This is a genomic window from Polaribacter aestuariivivens (assembly GCF_005885675.1).
Lineage (GTDB): Bacteria > Bacteroidota > Bacteroidia > Flavobacteriales > Flavobacteriaceae > Polaribacter > Polaribacter aestuariivivens.
The window spans coordinates 443,253-462,621 of sequence record NZ_VANR01000003.1; the positions used below are offsets into that span (position 1 = coordinate 443,253).

At 28.7% G+C, this 19,369-nt stretch carries 20 protein-coding genes; 11 read left to right on the forward strand and 9 right to left on the reverse strand.

From position 1 onward, the window contains the following. Positions 1-33: 33 nt before the first annotated feature. The 3 genes from FDT66_RS07825 to FDT66_RS07835 are packed head-to-tail and all read left to right on the forward strand — an operon-like array spanning position 34 to position 2,174. Complete coding sequence (locus FDT66_RS07825; protein ID WP_138535657.1) at positions 34-456, forward strand: hypothetical protein; 423 nt, start codon at positions 34-36, stop codon at positions 454-456. 1 nt (position 457) lies between these two features. Continuing rightward, positions 458-1,186, forward strand: a complete 729-nt coding sequence (locus tag FDT66_RS07830; protein ID WP_138535612.1) for a lysophospholipid acyltransferase family protein — start codon at positions 458-460, stop codon at positions 1,184-1,186. Between the two features lie 4 nt (positions 1,187-1,190). Next, entirely contained in the window at positions 1,191-2,174 is a 984-nt protein-coding gene (locus FDT66_RS07835; protein WP_138535613.1) for an acyl-ACP desaturase, read from the forward strand. 222 nt (positions 2,175-2,396) lie between these two features. On the opposite strand, the gene FDT66_RS07840 is transcribed toward FDT66_RS07835, so the two are convergent. Further along, a complete protein-coding gene (locus tag FDT66_RS07840; RefSeq protein ID WP_138535614.1) occupies positions 2,397-3,179 on the reverse strand; it encodes an amidohydrolase in 783 nt (260 codons plus the stop codon). 81 nt (positions 3,180-3,260) lie between these two features. On the opposite strand from FDT66_RS07840, the gene FDT66_RS07845 reads away from it, so the two are divergent. Both FDT66_RS07845 and FDT66_RS14130 read left to right on the forward strand, forming a co-directional pair. Further along, a complete protein-coding gene (locus FDT66_RS07845) occupies positions 3,261-6,014 on the forward strand; it encodes a PD-(D/E)XK nuclease family protein (RefSeq protein WP_138535658.1) in 2,754 nt (917 codons plus the stop codon). A gap of 48 nt (positions 6,015-6,062) precedes the next feature. Then, entirely contained in the window at positions 6,063-6,251 is a 189-nt protein-coding gene (locus FDT66_RS14130) for a hypothetical protein (protein WP_222927914.1), read from the forward strand. Positions 6,252-6,265: 14 nt separating this feature from the next. Here FDT66_RS14130 and FDT66_RS07850 read toward each other — a convergent pair whose 3' ends face one another. Next, positions 6,266-7,057, reverse strand: coding sequence for a universal stress protein (locus tag FDT66_RS07850; protein ID WP_138535615.1), 792 nt, complete (start codon positions 7,055-7,057; stop codon positions 6,266-6,268). A 95-nt stretch (positions 7,058-7,152) separates the two neighbouring features. Between FDT66_RS07850 and FDT66_RS07855 the strand changes: the two genes are divergently transcribed. Next, positions 7,153-8,484, forward strand: coding sequence for an MATE family efflux transporter (locus FDT66_RS07855; protein ID WP_138535616.1), 1,332 nt, complete (start codon positions 7,153-7,155; stop codon positions 8,482-8,484). 11 nt (positions 8,485-8,495) lie between these two features. Here FDT66_RS07855 and FDT66_RS07860 read toward each other — a convergent pair whose 3' ends face one another. From FDT66_RS07860 to FDT66_RS07885, 6 genes are all read right to left on the reverse strand, one after another. Next, the gene (locus tag FDT66_RS07860; RefSeq protein ID WP_138535617.1) at positions 8,496-8,702 is read right to left on the reverse strand and encodes a helix-turn-helix domain-containing protein; all 207 of its coding nucleotides are present in this window, start codon (positions 8,700-8,702) and stop codon (positions 8,496-8,498) included. A 2-nt stretch (positions 8,703-8,704) separates the two neighbouring features. Beyond that, positions 8,705-9,211 (reverse strand): DUF2975 domain-containing protein, encoded by a 507-nt coding sequence (locus tag FDT66_RS07865; protein ID WP_138535618.1) that lies wholly within the window; start codon positions 9,209-9,211, stop codon positions 8,705-8,707. Positions 9,212-9,220: 9 nt separating this feature from the next. Then, a complete protein-coding gene (locus FDT66_RS07870) occupies positions 9,221-9,643 on the reverse strand; it encodes a hypothetical protein (RefSeq protein WP_138535619.1) in 423 nt (140 codons plus the stop codon). Between the two features lie 146 nt (positions 9,644-9,789). Then, the gene (locus FDT66_RS07875; RefSeq protein WP_138535620.1) at positions 9,790-10,491 is read right to left on the reverse strand and encodes a Bax inhibitor-1/YccA family protein; all 702 of its coding nucleotides are present in this window, start codon (positions 10,489-10,491) and stop codon (positions 9,790-9,792) included. A 26-nt stretch (positions 10,492-10,517) separates the two neighbouring features. Next, entirely contained in the window at positions 10,518-10,952 is a 435-nt protein-coding gene (locus FDT66_RS07880; protein ID WP_138535621.1) for a LexA family protein, read from the reverse strand. 34 nt (positions 10,953-10,986) lie between these two features. Further along, positions 10,987-12,507 (reverse strand): aminotransferase-like domain-containing protein, encoded by a 1,521-nt coding sequence (locus tag FDT66_RS07885; RefSeq protein ID WP_138535622.1) that lies wholly within the window; start codon positions 12,505-12,507, stop codon positions 10,987-10,989. Between the two features lie 67 nt (positions 12,508-12,574). On the opposite strand from FDT66_RS07885, the gene FDT66_RS07890 reads away from it, so the two are divergent. From FDT66_RS07890 to FDT66_RS14025, 5 genes are all read left to right on the forward strand, one after another. Next, a complete protein-coding gene (locus tag FDT66_RS07890) occupies positions 12,575-14,395 on the forward strand; it encodes a TonB-dependent receptor (protein ID WP_138535623.1) in 1,821 nt (606 codons plus the stop codon). Positions 14,396-14,651: 256 nt separating this feature from the next. Next, entirely contained in the window at positions 14,652-15,242 is a 591-nt protein-coding gene (locus tag FDT66_RS07895; RefSeq protein ID WP_138535624.1) for a hypothetical protein, read from the forward strand. After that, the gene (locus FDT66_RS07900) at positions 15,236-16,657 is read left to right on the forward strand and encodes a flotillin family protein (RefSeq protein ID WP_138535625.1); all 1,422 of its coding nucleotides are present in this window, start codon (positions 15,236-15,238) and stop codon (positions 16,655-16,657) included. The genes FDT66_RS07895 and FDT66_RS07900 overlap by 7 nt, the downstream gene beginning before the upstream one ends. A gap of 124 nt (positions 16,658-16,781) precedes the next feature. Then, a complete protein-coding gene (locus tag FDT66_RS07905) occupies positions 16,782-17,648 on the forward strand; it encodes a cupin-like domain-containing protein (RefSeq protein WP_138535626.1) in 867 nt (288 codons plus the stop codon). Positions 17,649-17,730: 82 nt separating this feature from the next. Next, a complete protein-coding gene (locus FDT66_RS14025; protein WP_171032347.1) occupies positions 17,731-17,886 on the forward strand; it encodes a hypothetical protein in 156 nt (51 codons plus the stop codon). Between the two features lie 65 nt (positions 17,887-17,951). Here the strand turns inward: FDT66_RS14025 and rseP are convergent, their stop codons facing one another. Next, positions 17,952-19,307 carry an RIP metalloprotease RseP gene (rseP, locus tag FDT66_RS07910; protein ID WP_138535627.1) on the reverse strand — a complete coding sequence of 452 codons (1,356 nt, stop codon included), beginning with the start codon at positions 19,305-19,307 and terminating at the stop codon, positions 17,952-17,954. Between the last annotated feature and the right edge of the window lie 62 nt (positions 19,308-19,369).

Consider the following 19,369-nt stretch of genomic DNA (forward strand, 5'->3'; position numbering starts at 1 on the left):
ACTTTGTAAGAACTAATAAAACGAACTATTATGATGAAAGACGTACACTCTTATTGGGCATATTTAGTATTAGCAATTTTAATTTTTGCAGTAATAAATGCCATTGTAGGATTCACTCAAAAAAAACAATTTAAAGACAAAGATTTACGAATTGGTTTATTTGCATTAATAGTATCACATATTCAATTATTAATAGGTTTAGCTTGGTACTTTATGTCACCTTGGTATAAGGCTTTAAAAGCAGATGCAGGTACAGTGATGGGTGAAAAAGCAACAAGATTATTAGCAATAGAACACCCAATTATGATGATTTTAGCCATCGTGTTAATAACAATTGGTTGGTCTAAACATAAAAAGAAAACAAGAGATGCCGAAAAGTTTAAAACATTTGCCATCTTTTACGGAATTGCATTGTTATTAATACTTTCAAGAATACCTTGGAATAACTGGTTATAAAATGAAAATATTAAGTTACATACTATCACCAATCTTTGTATTGGTGTTTTTTTTATTCCTAATCATCTTTCATCCATTACAATGGTTAAGTTTAAATTTATTTGGTCATAAAGCCCATAACGCAGTTGTTGCCACATTAAATTTTTTCTTAGTAAAATCGATGTTAATAATTGGAGTTCCAATAAGGTTGATTAACAAATACAAAATACCAGAAGATACTTCTGTAATATTTGTATCAAACCATCAATCTACATTTGATATTCCTCCAATAGGATGGTTTTTTAGAAAACAACATCCAAAATTTGTAGCAAAAATCGAATTAGGAAAAGGCATTCCAAGTGTGTCTTTCAATTTAAGAAATGGAGGTGCAGCACTAATTAACAGAAAAGATCCAAAACAAGCAATTTCTGAATTGGTGAATTTTTCAAAAAGAATCAATGAAAATAAATGGGGAGCCATTATTTTTCCAGAAGGTACAAGAAGTAGAAATGGTGAACCCAAAAAATTTGCTGTAAATGGCTTAAAAGTAATCACAAAATTTAATAAAGATGGTTATATAGTACCTTTAACTATAAATAACTCGTGGAAAGTTTTTAAATACGGTAAATTTCCATTAGGTTTAGGTAGCCCAATAACAATTACCACACACGAGCCAATAAAAATTAGTTCTTTACCGTTTGAAGATTTATTAGAAAAAACAGAAAAAGTAATTAAAGAACATATAAAATAAACACATGTCCACAATAAAAAATATTAGAAAAGAAGTAATGTTGCAGCTAGAAAAAAGCATGGATACTTTCATGGAAAGGTATTTAATTCCTGCTGAAAAAATTTGGCAACCAACAGACTTTTTACCAAACTCACAAAAAGACACTTTTATTTCTGAAGTTGAAGAAATAAGAGAAATATCTAAAGAATTAGATGACGATTTTTGGGTAGTTTTAGTAGGAGATACTATTACAGAAGAAGCATTACCCACTTACGAATCTTGGCTGTTAGATTTAGATGGAGTAAGTCAAGACCCTGATAACAGTTGGGCAAAATGGGTTAGAACTTGGACAGCAGAAGAAAACAGACATGGAGATACATTAAACAAATACTTGTACTTATCTGGTCGTGTAAACATGCGTGAGGTAGAAATTTCTACACAACATTTAATTGCAGATGGTTTTGATATTGGAACATCAACAGATCCATATAAAAACTTTGTATACACTACATTTCAAGAATTAGCAACTTACATTTCGCATAACAACGTAGCAAAAATTGCACGTAAAAAAGGGCATAAAGCTTTAGCAAAAATGTCTAAAATTATTGCAGGAGATGAAATGCGTCATCACCAAGCATATGCACATTTTGTAAAAGAAATTTTTAAAATAGATCCAAGTGAAATGATGTTGGCTTTCCAACACATGATGAAATACAAAATTGTAATGCCTGCAATGCATTTAAGAGAATCTTTTGGTGCGAAAGGTAGTTTGTTCGACGATTTTTCTGCAGTAGCACAAAGAGTAGGCGTATACACAGGTTTCGATTATGTAGATATTTTAAAAAAATTAAATACCATGTGGGAAATAGACAAAATCACCAATCTAACTCCAGAAGCTGAAAAAGCACGTGATTATTTAATGAAATTACCAGACAGAATGTACAGAATTACAGAAAGAATTGTAATTCCAGATACCAAGTTTAATTTTAAGTGGATGGTACCAGCATAGTTTTATTAGAAGCTATTTCCAGCTTTCACTACTCGCTTTTTTTATTCAAAAAAGAATAAAAAAGAGCTCAAACAAACCGTTCAATCTGGGCTAAACTTGTTTGTAAACCAATAGAATAAAAAAGAATTTCTATATTTTTTAAAAACAAAGACCTCACAATTTTATAAAGCTGTGAGGTCTTTTTCATTATTTAAATACATAAAGTTATTCAAGTTTTTTAAATTAACATTCTACAGAAAAAGTATCCATATCATTTAAAAACCCCAATTTTTCTCTCACATTTACTTGCTTGTCCTTAAAAATAGTTGCAGTAATATTTCCAACTTCATTTTCACCTAAAGCAGAAAGTTCTTCACCTAAATAATCTATAATTAAAGAGTTTCCAGAATATTCGTAGTTGTTAGCATCAGTTCCAGTTCTATTAACCCCAACAACATAACTCATGTTTTCTATTGCACGTGCTTTTAAAAGCGTATCCCAAGCTTTTATTCTTGCAATAGGCCAATTAGCCACAAATAATAATAAATCATAATTTTCGCTATTTCTAGCCCAAACAGGAAAACGTAAATCATAACAAATTAACGGGCAAATTTTCCATCCTTTAAACTCAATAATAATTTTTTTAGAACCAGAAGTGTACACTTTGTCTTCTCCAGCCAAAGTAAAAGAATGTCTTTTATCATATGTTTCAATTTTACCTGAAGGAAAAACAAAAATAAATCTGTTGTAAAAGTTAGCATCGTCAGAAATCACCAAACTGCCGCAAATAGCTGTTTGTTTTTCAAATGCTATTTTTTGCATCCAAGAAACAGTAAAACCATCCATTTTTTCAGCAACATTTTCAGGATTCATAGTAAAACCAGATGCAAACATTTCTGGTAATACAATTAAATCGATATCTGAAGCTAACTTTTTGATTTCTTGTTCAAAAAAAGCAATGTTTTTAGTAGAATTTTCCCAAACCAAATCAGCTTGAATACCCACAATTTTTAAATCGTTTTTCATCAAAATTAAAATTAAAGATTTAACACCTATAAAAGTAAGTTTTTGTAATTTAGAAATTCATTTTGAATGTTAAAAATTTCTATGCAATCTTTTATTTCCGAAACTTTAGATGATATTTTAAAAACAACTACTTCTTTTGAGAACGTACTATTTGTTTTGCCCTCACAAAGAGCCAAAGTATTTGTAAAACAGCAACTAAAAGACAAAATAGCAACTGGTTTTTTACCCGAAATATTAAATATAGAACAATTTGTAAAACAAGTTTCTGAAATTGAAAAAGTAGATAGCATTCAACTATTATTTTATTTTTATTCGATTTATAAGAATATTGAAGAAGATCCAGATACTTTCGATAAATTTTCTTCCTGGGCATTTACAGTGTTACAAGATTTTAATGAGCTCGATCAACATTTAATAGACACAAAAGAAATTTTTGTGTACTTGAGAGACATTCAGCGATTGAAAAAATGGTCTGTAACAGGAACTTTTAAAGAAACCGAGTTGATAAAAGATCACTATGCTTTTTTAGAAAGACTGCATAAATATTACCCAGTTTTTTATGCTTTTTTACTGGAGAAAAAAATTGGTTATCAAGGAATCATGTATAGAGAAGCGTCTAAAAAAATCACTACTTTTTTAGAGAAGAACTCTGGCAGAAAAATATTTTTTATTGGTTTTAATGCACTAAATAAAGCTGAAGAATTCTTGTTTCAAAAAGTATTAGAAAACGGAAACTCAGAAATTTATTGGGATTTAGATGAGGCTTTTTTCAAATCCAATCATCAAGCTGGTACTTTTATCAGAAAGTATAAAAAAGAGTGGAAGTATTATGAAAAAAACGATTTAAAAACACTCGGAAAATCATTTACAGAACCTAAAAACATTCAAGTAATTGGGGCTTCAAAAAACACAACTCAAATAAAATATGCAGGAGAAATTTTAGAAAAATTCCAAAATTTTAATAATACTGCTTTAATAATGGCAGATGAAACGTTACTTCCTATAACGTTAAACTCACTTCCAAAAAACATCAACGCCATTAATATTACAATGGGTTATCCTTTAAAAGATATACCAACAACAACCTTGATTTTTTCAATTTTTCAGCTTTTTACTTCGCAAGAAAAATTGCAAAAAACAGCTACTAATGAGTTTTATTACAAAGATGTTGTTCGTTTTTTTAAAAATCAGGCGATTTACAAACTATTAATTGATGAAGAAAATGCATTTGTAGATGATTTTTGTGATAAAATTGCCAAAGAAAATTTGACCTTTATTTCAAAAAGTAAAATAGACGAATTATTAGAAAAATGTGATAAAAAAATAAAAGCTGCAATTGGTACTATATTTACGCCATTTTCTTCAATTTCAGATTTTATTGAGCAAATTTTAGAGCTTATAAATTTACTAAAAGAAGAAACTACAGATTTAGAAAAAGAATATTTATTTCGTTTTTATACCGTTTTTACACAACTGAAAAACTTACATTTAGAATATAATTATTTTCAAGATTTAAAAACCTTAGCCTTATTTTTTAAACAGTTAATAGCTTCTGAAACACTATCTTTTCAAGGAGAACCACTTAAAGGATTACAAGTAATGGGTATGTTAGAAACTCGTGTGTTAGATTTTGAAAATGTAATTTTAACATCAACCAATGAAGGTATTTTACCAGCAAGTTCTCAACAAAACTCGTTTATTCCTTTTGATGTAAAAGTCGCTTTTGGTTTGCCAACTTATAGAGAAAAAGATGCTATTTTTTCATATCATTTTTTCAGATTATTGCAAAGAGCAAAAAACGTTTTTATTTTATACAATACAGAACATGATGTTTTTGGAAGTGGAGAAAAAAGCAGATTTGTAACGCAATTAGAAATGCTGAAACCAAATATTATTCAAAAAATAATTTCTCCAAAAGTAGTTTCAGATACAATTGAGTTAAAGCAAATTCGTAAAAACGAATCTATTTTCGAGCAATTAAAAATATTGTCAGAAAAAGGAATTTCTCCATCTGCTTTTACAAATTATTTGCACAATCCTATTGCATTTTATAAACAGAAAATTTTAAAATTAAAAGAGTTTGATGATGTAGAAGAAACAGTAGCTTTTAATACCTTAGGAACTGTTGTTCATGAAACTTTAGATGAGCTATATACTCCTTTTGTTGGTAAATTTTTAAACAAAGAAGTGGTTTCAAAAATGGAAGATGATGCCAAAAAGTTAGTTGCAAAACACTTTAAAATTCATTTTAAAAATGGCGATATTTCTACTGGAAAAAACCGTTTAATTTTTGAAGTTGCAAATCGATTTGTGATGAATTTTTTACAGCAAGAAAAAAAGCTGGTTTCAAATGAAAACAATAAACTAAAAATACTAGCTACCGAAGAAAATTTAGCCACAGAAATAACTATTGATGGTATTGACTTCCCTATAAAAATTCATGGTCAAGTAGATAGAGTTGATGAATTAAATGGCGAACTTAGAATTATAGATTACAAAACAGGAATGGTAACTGCTGCGAATTTACGAGTTATAAATTACGACGATTTACGAGAAGATAAATTCCATAAAGCCATTCAGGTTTTATTGTATGCTTTGCTATTTACAAGAAGTAAAAACTACGATTTTAAACAACCATTAACCGCAGGAATTTATTCTTTTAAAAATTTAAATAAAGGATTTTTGTCAATTAATTTTTCATCAAATTACAGGCAACCAGATACGTTAATCACTCAAGAAAAATTAGACGAATTTTTAGAGGAAATAAAAATGTATATCAAAGAAATTTATAACCCAGAAATTGATTTTATTGAACCTGCAGATTTAAAATATTAATACTATTTTTAAAAATTGAAAAGTTGTAATCTACTTAAAGTTATGTATTTGAAAACTCAACAAAAAAGTACTTTTATAAAATCGATTGCTATTTTATTTATCTTAATTTTTGTTTTGATTCCCCTAGCAGAAATAACTACTCATTTAGAGTATAATACCATAAGTTATTACGCAAAACAGACAATTTGCGCTATGGACTATCCTTTTGAAGTTTTATCTTTTAAAGAAATAAAATAAAAATTTTTAAATATTTATTTCCCCTTTAAAATTAATAAAGGAACAGCAGTGTAAAACTCTTCTTTTAAGATGGTGTTTTTCTCCCAAAGTTTCTTAAAAAAACCTCTTTTACGCCTAAAAACACATAATAAATCAGGATTGTAAGTTTTACTATGTTCTAAAACACCTTGATAAGTAGTAGCATTTTCAGTTACCGTTAAAGTAGATTGTAACTCTGCTAAACCTTTATTTAGTTCTAAGTCTTCATTTGTATATTCTGGTGTTTTAACCAATAGTAAATTTACAGTTGGTTTAAATGTTTTTGCAATAAATTGCAGTGGTTTTAAGCCAGATTTTCTTTTTACAATTCCGGTTTTAAAAGCTACTAATATATTTGTAATTGGTTTAAAAGTATATGAATCTGGAACTGTTAGCACAGGTAAATCTGACATTTTAGCCAATTTACCAGCAGTATTTCCTAAAAATAATTCTTCTTTAATAGAATTACTTTTTGCGCCTACAATAATTAAATCTACACCAATCTCACTGTCAACATTTTCTACGCTATCTATTAACGAACCTTTTGAGGCAATTAGTTTAACTTCAACATTTCTTCTGTTTACAGAAGTTACTAATGTTTTTAAATACAAATTGGTTTCTCTTTCAATAATTGCATTTACGTTAATTATAGTTCCTGCTTTTGTAGGTGCATTATAAGCTCTAAAAACAAAAACATTGGCATTCACTTCAGCTGCAAAATCAATTGCGTATTGTAGTGTATTTTGAGCACTTTCTGTTGAACCTATAGGTACTAAAATGTTTTTCATAGTAGAAAATTTATTTTGCAAAGTTACTCAATTTTCAGAAATTAAGGTATTTTCTCATCTTTTAGATATGTACATTTGTAAAAATTTTTTTCTACTTGAAAACTAATATAAGTTTTTCTCATATTAATAAATTGGCAATTCCTGCTTTAATTGCTGGTATTGCAGAGCCTGTTTTGTCTATTACAGACACAGCAATTATTGGTAATATAAATTCAAACGCAACTGAAAGTTTGGCTGCTGTAGGTATTGTTGGAGCCTTTATTTCGATGCTAATTTGGGTTTTTGGGCAAGTTAGAAGTGCAATATCATCAATTGTATCACAATATGTAGGAGCCAATAAACTAGATGAAGTTAAAAACTTACCAGCTCAAGCCATAACAATTGTTGTTTTAGGAAGTTTATTGGTTTTAGCAATTTCTTTTCCTTTTTCTGAACAAATATTTCAGTTTTACAATGCATCTGGAGTTATTTTAGAGTATTGTGTTACTTATTTTGAAATAAGAATTTTTGGTTTTCCTTTTGCACTTTTCGTATTTGCGATTTTCGGAACATTTAGGGGTTTACAAAACACTTTTTACCCAATGATCATTGCCATTATTGGAGCTTCTTTAAACATAGTTTTAGATATTATTTTGGTATACGGAATTGAAGGTTTTATTCCTGCTATGGATATCAAAGGAGCAGCGTATGCTAGTGTAATTGCACAAATTACAATGGCAGTAATTTCAGTAATTTTATTATTGAAAAAAACGGAAATATCTTTGAGAATTTCGTTTCCTTTTCATCCAGAAATAAAACGGTTGTTAGGCATGATGGGAAATCTTTTTATAAGAACCATCGCATTAAATACGGCTTTGTATTTTGCAACTTCTTATGCGACAAGTTATGGAAAAGAATATATTGCTGCATATACAATTAGTTTAAATATATGGCTTTTAGGTGCTTTTATGATTGATGGATATTCTAGCGCTGGAAATATTTTATCTGGTAAATTATTGGGTGCAAAAGATTATAAAGCGCTTTTGGAGTTGAGTAACAAATTGTTTAAATACGGTTTAGTTACCGGATTTTTAATGGCTTTAATGGGTTGGCTTTTTTACGATTCTATTGGAATAATTTTCACAAAAGAACCTGAGGTTTTAAAGCAATTTTACTATATTTTTTGGATAGTTTTACTCACACAACCAATCAATGCAATTACGTTTATTTTTGATGGAATGTTTAAAGGAATGGGAGAAATGAAGTACCTAAGAAATTTATTAATTTTATCTACAGGGTTAGTTTTTATACCTACTTTGTTACTTTTCGATTATTTCGATTTTAAATTAACTGCTATTTGGATAGCCTTTACATTTTGGATTTTAGCTAGAGGTTTACCATTGGTTTTTAAATTTAGAGCAAAGTTTTTACCATTGACTGAGAAATAGAAATAACTTTTTTAATTTTCTTTAAATTCTAAAATATCTGCAGGTTGGCAATCCAAAGCTTCGCAAATTGCTTCTAAAGTAGAAAAACGAATTGCTTTTGCTTTACCCGATTTTAAGATGGATAAATTAGCGGTTGTAATACCGATAATTTCTGCCAACTCTTTGCTTTTCATTTTACGTTTGGCAAGCATTACATCTAAATTTACTACGATTGCCATAGTTATATTGTTAAATCGTTTTCTTGTTTTTGAGTCTTAGCAATTTTGAAAATTTCACTTAAAACAATTGAAAATAATCCAGCACTTATTAGTCCAACACCAAAACCATGAAAATTCATATAAATTATATTATTAAAAAGGGGTGCTATAAAATCACTTAAAATAAACGCAAAACCTACTACTATAAGATTATATCCTATTAAATTAAAGTTCTTAATAATTAAATTATTAAATATTTTTAAAGAGTTAAAGTTATGAATTATCTGTCTAAATAAGTATAAACTATAAATAAGAAGTAATTTGGTAAGGTGTAAAATTATTAAAATAATTTGCTGAATTTTGGTTAGATTATCTAAATCAGTTTCGTTTATAGAAAATCTAAAATTTGGACTCACTTCAATGATACCAGTTAATGTACCTAATAATATAAAAAATAAAATTACAATTGCTGTAATTGATAGCCACCAAATAAAATCTATTATATTTTTTAAAATTTTAATCTTTTTCATGTCAATTTATTAAATCATTCCTAAGTTATCAATTGTTTGAAATCTATTATCGGCAAGTGAAAATTCTAATTCAATCCAAGCAGTTCCTTCAATTCCATTTAACTTTAAGCCTTTATCTGTCTTCTCTATTTTGATTAAAAAATTTGCTAAATATTTTTCTTTTTTTGAAGAATTCTTATTAAATTCAGTCATTCCATATTCATCAATAGTTTGTTTTTTATTTTCTTCTTTAATAGTATAAGTTAATTGTTTCCAAGCACATCCTTTTTCGCATTTCATTGTTATTTTGTTATCATTATTTTTAATAGAAATGATAAACTCTGAAAATTCAGTTGATCTTTTATTTTGTTTAGTGAGTTTTGATCCAACAAATAAAGTAATTGCTCCAATTACTAATATTCTTACTACACTATAGATTTGTTTTTTTCTCATTTTATTATTTTTTAGCATCACAAATATATAAAAATTATTGATAAACAATAATAAAATATTATTTATTGATAATATTTTGAGTTTTAAACAAAAAAAATCAGTACTTTTTAGTACTGATTTTTTTTAAAATCTATAAGATAAACGCTTTAATCTCTTGACATGAAAATGGATAATACATACCAAAATAACAACATTAATGAAGCAAATAGTCCTAAAGAGGCAGGTATATAATCTTCAGTTCCGTATTTATTTACCAAGTTAGATGTTTGATAAAGTATAGAACCTCCAGCCAATAAACACATTGCTACAGAAAACCATAAACCTAAATTAAAGCCAAATAAGGTTCCTGCAATAATTAAACCTATAGCTATAAAAAAACCAATTGTTAATCCAGCTTTTATGAAAGAGAAATCTTTTTTAGTGATAAAAACAATGGCAGATATTCCAACAAATAAAGCCAAAGTTACTACAGCTGCTTGTTGCACTAAATCTATACTTTCTGTATAATAAATTGCAATATATAAAAGTGGTACAAAAATTATTGCTTGTGCAAAAACATATAGAGCAAATGCCATATACTGTATATTTTTATCGGCAGTTTTCATAATTGTACTTTCTGCATAATTAGTAGCCAACATAAAGCCACCTAACATTACCAACCAACGCCAACCTTCTGTCATAGACAAAAGAAAGTTTACAATAGCATCACTTTGCAATAATAAATATTCAAAAAGAACAAATAGTAAAACGCCTCCTGCAACATGTGCATACGTTTTTTTATAAAATGCTACACGAACTTCGTTTGTAGTGTCAATTAATAAAGTTTTGTTTTCGAATGTGTTTTCCATAGTTTAAAATTTAAATATCAATTTTTTTATACTTTTTTAATTACGTTGGTTACAATTCCCCAAATGATAAAATCGTTTTCTTCTGTAATTTTAATGATAGGATAATCTGGGTTTTCTGGTTGTAACCAAACTTCGTTATTTTGTACTCTTAATCGTTTTACGGTAAATTCTCCATCTACATAACAAACTGCAATTTTTTTATCACTTGGTTCTAAACTTCTATCAATTACTAATAAATCGCTGTCATTTAAACCAGCATTAATCATAGATTGCCCCTTAACCTTAGCAAAAAAAGTACTGTTTTTATTTTTGATTAATTCTTCATCTAAAGAAACTTTTTCTTGTTCAAAATCTCCTGAAGGAATAGGAAAACCCGCAGAAATACCAGTATCTATTAACAGAGCACCATCAATTGTAGAAGGTTTTGGATTGAAAAAAATAAGATTTTGAGATGTTTCCATACGCAATGCAAATTAAAACTTTTCTTTTAATTTTTTAATAATTTTTAAACTTAAAATATTTTGCAAAAACCTTATCATAGGCAGTTCTTAATTTTATAATAACAGCCTCTATTTCTTCATTATTCAAATGCCCAAATCCAAAACGAATGGCACAGGTTTTTTTATCTTGGTATAAAATGGTTTTTGGTATAAATAAATCAATTTTTTCTGCTTCTTCTGCTAATTGAACCAACGATATTTTAGTTTGAAACTCCAACCAAATAGCCAATCCACCAGAAGGAATTTTCCAAATAGCAATATCTGTAAAATGTATTTTTAATAAATCGCACAAACAATCTCTTCTTTGTTTGTAAACGACAATGTTTTTTTTCATCAATCGATAAATTTCACCTTCATTTATTAATTCCGAAAGCATTTGTTCTTGAATTAAATCTCCTTGCTCATCCAATAAATACAAATAATTTTTAGCTTCTGAAATTAAATTTTCTGGGGCAATTACAAAGCCTGTTTGAAAGCTTGGGAACAAAGACTGTCCTAACTTTCCTAAATAAATAATCATTCCATTTACATCTGCACTTGCCATTGGTAACATTGTAGAACCATCAAACTGAAAATCATAATCGTAATCATCTTCAATAATTGCAAATTCGTATTCTTTTGCTAATTTTAACAATTCTAAACGACGGTTTGTGTTTAGTTTTACTGTAGTTGGGTAATCTCTATGTGCACAAATATAAACACATCTAATGCTTCCTTTTTTAAAATGTTTTTTAATATAATTTACATCTAATCCATTTTTATCAACTGGCACTGTTTTGATGTTAGCACCTACTTGTTGAAAAATCATATTGGCAGCATAATTACTCAATTTGCCAACTAAAACAATGTCATTTTGTTGCAACAATAACTGAGATACAATGTACAAACTCATTTCTGTACTTCTTGTACTTATTAAATTTTTTGGATTGATATGAAAACCCCTTGTAGCATTTAAATAATTACATAATTGATTTTGAAATAAAGAATGGGTTGATTCATTAGGTCTGTTCCATTTTTTTATCAATGTTTTACGTTTCATAGCAGCACTGTACCACCTTGTAAATTGATTTACAGGATGCAATCGTAAATCTGGTTTCCCATCATTTATTGTGTACTTTGCATTGGTTAACTGAACTGTAGAAGCTAAATGAAATGATTTTTGAAAAGGAAATCCTGTTGATGTAGCATAAGAGTATGCTTCAGTTATGTTTTTTGAAGAAGTTTTTGTTTTCGAAATCTTTAACTTTGGTTCCAAAACAAAAGTTCCTTTATTCGGAATAATTTCTACCCAACCTTGTGAAGCTAATTCATCGTAAATTGCCACAGCCGTATTTCTATGAATTTTTAACAACTCACCCAAAACACGTGTTCCTGGTAACTTTGTACCTTTGATTATATAACTACGTTGTATTGCATTTATAATTTGTTGCGCAACCTGTATATAAACTGGTTGTGTTAATGTTTTATCGAAATGTATTAACTGTTTAAAAAGATTATTAAGCGGACTATCTGTCATTTTAAAACTGGACTATTTTAATCGTCCGGAAAGTTACGACTTTTGCAATGTATTTAAATAACTATTTATGAAAATTAAAATTACACTAATTAGTACTGTATTATTTTTTGGATTGCAGTTAAAAGCACAAGATAATTCTATAAAAAGAGATACTTTAAAGGAAGTAATCATAACTTCTACAAGAATAGATTTACCTTTTAAAGAAAACTCCAGAACTATAAATATTGTTACAGCTGCAGATATAAAAAATAGTGCAGCCACAAACGTAGCAGATATATTACAACAAGTTGCAGGTGTAGATATTAGAAGAAGAGGAATTGCAGGAAGTCAAGCAGATTTGTACATTAGAGGTGGTGGTTTCGACCAAACATTGTTGTTAATTGATGGTATAAAAATGGATGATGCACAAACTGGTCATCATACTTTAAATGCTGCTTTACCAATTGAAGTAATTGAAAGAATAGAAATTATAAAAGGGCCTGCAGCAAGAGTTTTTGGACAAAATGCATTTACAGGAGCTATTAATATTGTAACAAAAAAGAAATTAAACAACACCATTTCTGCAAATATTGAAGCAGGATCTTTTGGACAACTTAATTACTCTGTAACAGCAGGAAAAGAATACGAAAATTCATCATTTATTTTCCATTACGGAGCTTTAACTTCAGATGGTTATCGAGAAAATTCGGACTATAACAATAATAACTACTTTTTAAAAGCAATTTTAAATAAGAAAAAGCAGCCTATTGAAGTTATTGGAACTTTTTTCGATAAAAAATTTGGTGCAGAAAATTTTTACACTACAAATCCTGATTGGCACGAATATGAAGAAACTCAAAACAGTTTAATAGGAGTTTCTACAACTTTTAGAAGTGAGAAATTTAAAGTTACTCCAAGAATATATTGGAGAAGAGGTCAAGATATATTTTTATTAAAAAGAGATGATCCAAGTTTTTTTAGAAACTTACACATTACCAATAAAATTGGCGCTGAAACAAATGTTACTTACACATCAAAATTAGGAATTACTGGTTTTGGTATAGATATTTCTCGTTTTTTTATAAGTAGTAATAACTTAGGAAACAGAAATAGAACTATGGCAAACTTGTTTTTAGAACATCGATTTAAATTAGGTGATCGTTTGGATGTTACACCTGGAGTTGCAGTTTCATACTTTTCTGATTTCGATTTTAATGCTTTTCCAGGGTTAGATGTTGGGTGGCAACTATCAAACAAATTAAAAGCTTATGGTAATGTTGGGTATACGTTTAGAGTGCCAACTTTTACAGACTTATATTATAGTGATCCAGCAACTTCAGGAAACCCTAATTTAGAACCAGAAAGTGCTTTTTCACAAGAGGTAGGAATAAAATTTAATGACAACCGTTTTTCTGGATCTATTGCATTTTTTAATAGAGATTCTGATAATTTGATTGATTACATCAGACCAAATACTGGCGTAAGTGTTTTTACTGCAGCAAATATTGCAGAAGTAAATACAAAAGGTTTTGAGTTAGAAGGTTCCTATAATTTCAAACTTAAAAATTATAACCAAACTTTAAATTTTGGCTACACATATTTAAATGATAATATTTTAGATCAAAATAAAGATTTATCACGTTATTCATTAAACACACTAAAACATCAATTTGTTACTCGTTTTTCTTCAAGATTATTTAAAAACGTACGTCAGAATATTATTTACAAGCATGCAGAAAGAACTGTAGGTACAAGCTATAATGTATGGGATGCTTCTGTAATTTTAGATTTTAATAAGTTTAATTTTACAGTAACAGCAAACAATATTTTTAATGCAGATTATATAGAATCTGGTTTTGTACCTATGCCACCAAGCAACGTTTTATTTGGTTTGCGTTACAATTTTTAGGTAAAAAATTATTTTTTTAAATTATTCAAAAAGGGACTTAATAAGTCCCTTTTTTTTTATGAGAAATAGTTTTTTTGTAACAAAAAATACATTTTAACTACTAATAAATAGAAACTCAAACAAAGTTTTAATTTGTTAATATTTGTAAGTTCACTTGCGTCTTTTTTTAGAATTGAGTTTCTTTATTTGAATTGATAAATAACAACTTTAAATCAATCAAAAAACTTTATATTTATTCTTTTTAAAACGAATTGTTATGATGGAATGGTTTCAAGAATTATCGGCTTTCGAAAAAACATATTGGATACTTACCTTTATATCTACTTTCATGTTTTTAATAGTTTTAATAACTACAATTATAGGAGCAGAAACAGATGATATTGGTGATGTAGATGCAGAAATAGATGCAGATACTGGTGTTGGATTTCAATTTTTCACCTTAAAAAACTTGGTAGCCTTTTTTGCTATTTTTGGTTGGAGTGGAATTTCGAGTATAAACTCTGGAAACTCAAAACCAACAACTGTACTTATTTCTATTTTTTGTGGTTTGTTAATGATGTTTGTAATGGCATCCTTATTTTATTACATCAGTAAACTATCTTCTAGTGGAACTTTAAAAATGCACAATGCTTTAAATGCAGTAGGTGAAGTATATTTAACAGTAGGTGCAAATAGAACTAGAGCAGGTAAAATTCAAATTAAAATTCAAGGCGCTTTAAGAGAGTTAGACGCACTTACAGATTATGAAACAGATTTAAAACAAGGACAAATTATAGTAGTTACAGAAGTAACAAAAAACGGAACATTAATTATAGAACCTCAAAATAAAACCAAATTACTATGCTAAACTTTATTTCATTACAAATTGACCAATTTCCTGGTTTAATAGGAGTTGGAATTGCAATTCTTTTTATTTTCATATTAATTATTGCAATGATTAAACGCTACAAAAGATGTCCCTCAGACAGAATTTTAGTTGTTTACGGAAAAGTTGGTGGAGGTGAATCAGCCAAATGTATTCATGGTGGAGCAGCATTTATTTTTCCAGTAATTCAAGATTACGAATTTTTAGATTTAACACCAATGTCTATAGAAGTGAATTTAATAAATGCACTTTCTAAACAAAATATTCGTGTAAACGTACCAAGTAGATTTACCATTGGTGTGTCTACAGAACCAGGTATCATGCAAAATGCTGCAGAACGTTTATTAGGTTTGGGTTTACCAGATATTCAAGAATTGGCAAAAGAAATTATTTTTGGTCAATTGCGTTTGGTGGTAGCCTCAATGGACATTGAAGAAATTAACAACGACAGAGATAAGTTTTTAACAAACATTTCGCAATCTGTAGAAACAGAATTAAAGAAAGTAGGTTTAAAATTAATCAACGTAAATATTACAGATATTGTTGATGAATCTGGTTATATAGAAGCTTTAGGAAAAGAAGCTGCAGCACATGCAATAAACGCCGCAAGAAAATCAGTTGCAGAAAAAAATAGAGATGGTTCTATTGGTGAAGCAAACGCAGTACAAGACGAAAGAACACAGGTTGCAGCAGCAAACGCACAAGCTGTAGATGGCGAAAATAAAGCAAAAATTAATGTAGCAAATTCCGATTCATTAAGAAGACAAAGAGAAGCAGAAGCAGAGCGTACAGCAATAGCAGCAGAAAAAGTGCAGGCAGCAAACGCCTTAAAAGAATCTTACGCAGCAGAACAAGAAGCAGAAGTTGCTAGAGCAGAAAGAGAGCGTTCATCTCAATTAGCAGATATTATTGTACCAGCAGAAATAGATAAAAGAAAAGTAGAAATTGATGCGGAAGCAAGAGCAGAAAATATTAGAAGAATAGCAAAAGGTGAAGCAGATGCAATTTTTCTAAAAGCTCAAGCAGAAGCAAAAGGTTTGTACGAAGTATTAACAAAACAAGCACAAGGTTTAGATCAAATTGTAAAAGCAGCTGGAAACGATTCTCAAAACGCGGCGTTATTATTAATTGCAGATAAGTTACCAGAATTGGTAAAAACACAAGCAGAAGCCATTAAAAACATTAAAATTGATAAAGTTACTGTTTGGGAAAATGGAGGAGGAAAAGACGGAAAAACATCTACCTCTAACTTTATTTCTGGAATGTACAATGCAGTACCACCTTTACAAGAAATGTTTAACATGGCTGGTATGCAATTGCCAGATTATTTAAAAGGAAAAGATGTTACTGAAGAAAAAAACTCAAATAAAAAAATAACCCCAAAAGAAAAAGAATAACTCTTTTTTAAAGTTTTTACTGTTAAAAAAGCACTTATTTTCATTGTTTAAAAAAACCATCTTCTTACAAAGTAGATGGTTTTTCTTTACATTTTCTTAACTTTGCAATGTAAAAAAGAAAGAAATGAGCTTGAATTTATCTGAAATTGATAGGGTGCAAACCATCACCAAAGAAGATTTTATAAAAAACTACTTTAAGCCACAAAAACCTGTGGTAATAGAACGTTTTATTGAAGATTGGCCAGCCTATAAAAAATGGAATTTAGAGTATATTAAAGATGTTGCTGGCGACAAAACTGTGCCTTTATATGATGATAGACCTGTAGATTTTAAAGATGGTTTTAATGAACCACATGCAAAAATGAAAATGAGTGAATATGTAGATTTGTTAAAAAAAGAACCTACAAAATTCAGAATTTTTCTTTGGAACGTTTTAAAAGAAGTGCCTATTTTACAAAAAGATTTTACCTATCCAGATTTTGGTTTACGACTCATGAAAGGGTTACCAATGCTGTTTTTTGGAGGTACAGATTCTTATACATTCATGCATTATGATATAGATTTAGCAAACATTTTTCATTTCCATTTTGAAGGAAAAAAAGAAATTATTTTGTTTGATCAAAAGCAAAACGATTATTTATATAAAATTCCACATTCTTTAATTGTTAGAGAAGATATTGATTTTTCAAACCCAGACTTTAAAAAATGGCCAGCACTAAAAAAAGCAAAAGGTTATAAAACTAATTTAGAGCATGGGCAAGTGTTGTATATGCCAGAAGGTTATTGGCATTATATGAAATACATTACACCTGGTTTTTCTATGAGTTTACGTGCAATTGCCAGAAAACCTAAAAATTTATCAAAAGCAATTTATAATGTTTTTGTAATGAGAACAATAGATAATGTAATGCGTAAAATAAAAGGGCAAAAATGGATTGATTGGAAAAATGAACAAGCTATTATAAAAACAAACAAATTTAATAATATCTAAAAATTAAAATACGTAGTGATACGTACAGATAATCAATTGATTTTTATTACATTGCACAATTCTAACCAAATTTTAATTAATTATGAAAGCCTGTCCAAGATGTAAATCTGTATCAAAGCACAGAATGAGAAGAAAAGGGATAGCAAGGTTAATTCCAGGAACAAAAGGTTATGCTTGCGATAAGTGTAATGCATTGTATACATGGTTTCCTTTTATTAATCGTTCTTTAATAATTTAAAAACAAAAAACACTCATTAAAATGAGTGTTTTTTGTTTTTAAATTATTTTTTATAAAGTTGTTTTTTAATCAAACAATCTAAATATATCGTTTCCATTTGCAAAAAGTAACAACGCTATCAGTAATATAAAACCTACTACTTGTGCATATTCTAAAAATTTATCTCCAGGTTTTTTTCCTGTAATCATTTCCCAAAGCGTAAAAACTACATGACCACCATCTAAAGCTGGAATTGGTAAAAGATTCATGAAACCTAACATGATAGATAAAAAAGCCGTAATTGTCCAGAATGATTGTGCGCTAAATTCATCAGGAAAAATACTTCCAATAGAAATAAAGCCACCCAAACCTTTATAAGCTCCTGTACTTGGGTTAAAAATCTTTTTCAACTGTTTTACATAGTCTGTTAAGGTTTTCCAAGATTTTTTTAAACCTGCTGGTATTGCTTCTGAAAAAGAATATTCAATATCAGCCAAATCGTAATAACCAAGTTTTTCTAAATCGCTATAAGAAACAGCACCAAACTGTACATCCAAAGTTCCTCTATTTGTAACCTTTACAGGTATTTGTTCAGTTGTTTTGTCTCTTTTCACGGTAACTGTAATATCTTGTCCTTTATAGTTCGATAAAATAGCTTCTGCTTGATCAAAATATTTAATACTTTCACCGTTAATTGAGGTAATAATATCTCTAGGTTTTAAACCACTATTTTCGTTTATAGAGTCTTTTAAAACTTTAGAAATCGTAAAAGGATATCTTGCAGCAACAACAGGTCCTTCTTCATTTTTCTTTCTATCCATTAATTTAGAAATAAAATTAACAGGAAGTGTTTTTTCTATAACTTCACCATTTCTTTCAATCGTAAAGTTATTTCCGTTTATAAAACCTAATGTAATGGCATTAAACTCTCTAACTTTTTCACCATCAATAGTTAAAATTTTATCTCCAGTTTTTAAACCAATTTCCATGGCAAGTGAATCTTGAACCCAAATTCCATCTTTATCATTTACACTTTGGTTTGGTAAAAATTGTTCACCATAAGACCACATAAGCATAATATAAATGAAAATTCCTAAAACAAAATTCACAAAAACACCACCTAACATAATAATTAAACGTTGCCACGCAGGTTTAGAACGAAATTCCCAAGGTTGTGGGGGTAAAGCCATTTGCTCAGTATCCATACTTTCGTCTATCATTCCCGAGATTTTTACATAACCTCCCAAAGGAATCCAACCAATACCGTAAACAGTATCACCTATTTTTTTCTTAAAAATCGAGAATTTATAATCGAAGAATAAGTAGAATTTTTCTACTCTCGTTTTAAACAATTTTGCAGGGATAAAATGCCCTAATTCGTGCAACACAATTAATAAAGATAAACTTAAAATAAATTGCGATGCTTTTATTAATATTTCCATTCAGCGTTAAATCATAATTAAAAAACGCACAAATGTACGTTTTTAAAGAGAGTTGTAAAAGA